Genomic DNA, 1,555 nt, shown 5'->3' on the forward strand with positions numbered 1-1,555 from the left:
GGTAAGTCAGGGGGAGCAGCCATTGCCTGTTTCTGGAACCTTTCTGAATAGTGAAAGCGTCTACGGTTAACGGGGCTCTTACTCCCTGCCGCCAGATAAAGTCTGTCCAGTCGCCGGCATTCAGGTAATCAATGGAGAGGCCCACCCCCGCTCGCAGCCACGGCGCTTTGATGAAATAGGCCGCTAACAGACCCACGCCGATATTAGCTGAGAACAATGCGGCTTTACCGGCTTCATTGCGAAGGTGCCATCGCCATCGGTTATCACCTTCTTCAAAAAGGCGGGCCTTAACAAAGCCATCGGGCAGGGAGGTGGGGAGCATTGAAGGGCTGTGTGAATAGGATGCCCGAGCCAGACAGCTCAAAGTTATCAGGATTGTAAAGGCCAGACTGCGATGGACGGTCATTAAATACAGCACTCAGGTTCACAATGAGCGAAACAATATAGTCCATGGCACGATGGCCTTCTAAAAGGGGTTATCCCACAGGAAGAACTATACGGCCGTACTCTTCGTTGATCACATCTGCCATAGCGAGGTACATGGCGGAGGCGCCGCAGATAATCCCCTCATAACCGGCAAAAACGCCAAGGCTGGCATAACCCGTAAAATCTTTTGCGGCCAGCAGGAAGAACAACAGGGTCAGTGAGGCGAATACAAACTGAAGAGCCTTTGTTTTTTTGAGGGAGCCGAAGAACATAAACAGTGTGAACACACCCCAGAGCAGAAGGTAGCAGGCCATAAATGCCGGTGGTGTGGATTGTGCAACAGGCGTTTCCAGCCCTGGGAAAAGCGACAGTGCCACGAAACTCATCCAGAACAGGCCGTAAGATGTGAAGGCCGTGGTACCGAAGGTGTTGCCTTTGCGAAACTCCATTATACCGGCGATAACCTGTGCAACGCCGCCATAGCACAATCCCATGGCCAGTATCATTCCAGAGAAAGGGAATAGCCCTGCATTATGGAGGTTGAGTAAAATTGTTGTCATTCCAAAACCCATTAAACCCAGTGGTGCTGGGTTGGAAAGGTTATCTGCCTGCATTGGGAAACCTCTCAGCGCTGAAATAAGAAACCGTTACTGTATAGACCATTTTGTTGCATCACTGCAGGAGCTTTTATGGATCGTTATCTCTGGAACCGGATACTTGCCCATGGTGCCGGTGCGCCGGTGCATCATGCTTTTATGACGGATGTTGCGGAGCGTCTGGCGGAACAGGGCGTGACAGTTGTACGTAATGTTTGGTTGTGTGCAGTTATTTATACGGTTTATCCAAGGTTTTATCAGATGCTGTCATCTTTTGTATGTCGTCTTCCCAGTGAGGGTTATCCAGTGTGATAACGGTGGGCATCAGGGTAGGTAACATGAGATCCCAACGTGCTTTAAGTGATATGGTTTTGCTGTCAGCAACAGGGTCGACAGGAGCTGCGACAAGCAGATAATCCTGTTGTATTGAGGTTTTTTCCTTCAGCGTACATAACAGTTTAATTACCGGCTGGAAGAGCCCTCCATAGTTGATCAGAGTTCTGTCCTGCTCCAATCGCTTTATTATATTCGTG

General features: G+C 49.8%; 4 protein-coding genes. 1 reads left to right on the top strand and 3 read right to left on the bottom strand.

Annotation, left to right across the window (positions count from 1 at the left end; genetic code table 11):
• Positions 1 to 322: hypothetical protein (locus tag E1189_RS01595; protein ID WP_155158347.1), on the bottom strand; the 322-nt coding region annotated here is incomplete at its 3' end.
• A 154-nt stretch (positions 323 to 476) separates the two neighbouring features.
• Positions 477 to 1,040 carry an acetate uptake transporter gene (locus E1189_RS01600; RefSeq protein ID WP_155158348.1) on the bottom strand — a complete coding sequence of 188 codons (564 nt, stop codon included), beginning with the start codon at positions 1,038 to 1,040 and terminating at the stop codon, positions 477 to 479.
• A gap of 75 nt (positions 1,041 to 1,115) precedes the next feature.
• Here E1189_RS01600 and E1189_RS25855 point away from each other — a divergent pair, with 75 nt between their 5' ends.
• Entirely contained in the window at positions 1,116 to 1,334 is a 219-nt protein-coding gene (locus E1189_RS25855; RefSeq protein ID WP_329601872.1) for an alpha/beta family hydrolase, read from the top strand.
• Here the strand turns inward: E1189_RS25855 and E1189_RS24780 are convergent.
• Positions 1,252 to 1,555: hypothetical protein (locus tag E1189_RS24780; protein WP_230459976.1), on the bottom strand; the 304-nt coding region annotated here is incomplete at its 5' end. The genes E1189_RS25855 and E1189_RS24780 overlap by 83 nt on opposite strands.

The sequence above is a fragment of the Parendozoicomonas verongulae genome, from assembly GCF_009711465.1.
GTDB classification, from domain to species: domain Bacteria; phylum Pseudomonadota; class Gammaproteobacteria; order Pseudomonadales; family Endozoicomonadaceae; genus Sansalvadorimonas; species Sansalvadorimonas verongulae.

Coding starts and splice junctions, on each gene's coding strand:
- E1189_RS01600 (WP_155158348.1), bottom strand. CDS start 1,040: ATGCAGGCAGATAACCTTTCCAACCCAGCACCACTGGGTTTAATGGGT.
- E1189_RS25855 (WP_329601872.1), top strand. CDS start 1,116: ATGGATCGTTATCTCTGGAACCGGATACTTGCCCATGGTGCCGGTGCG.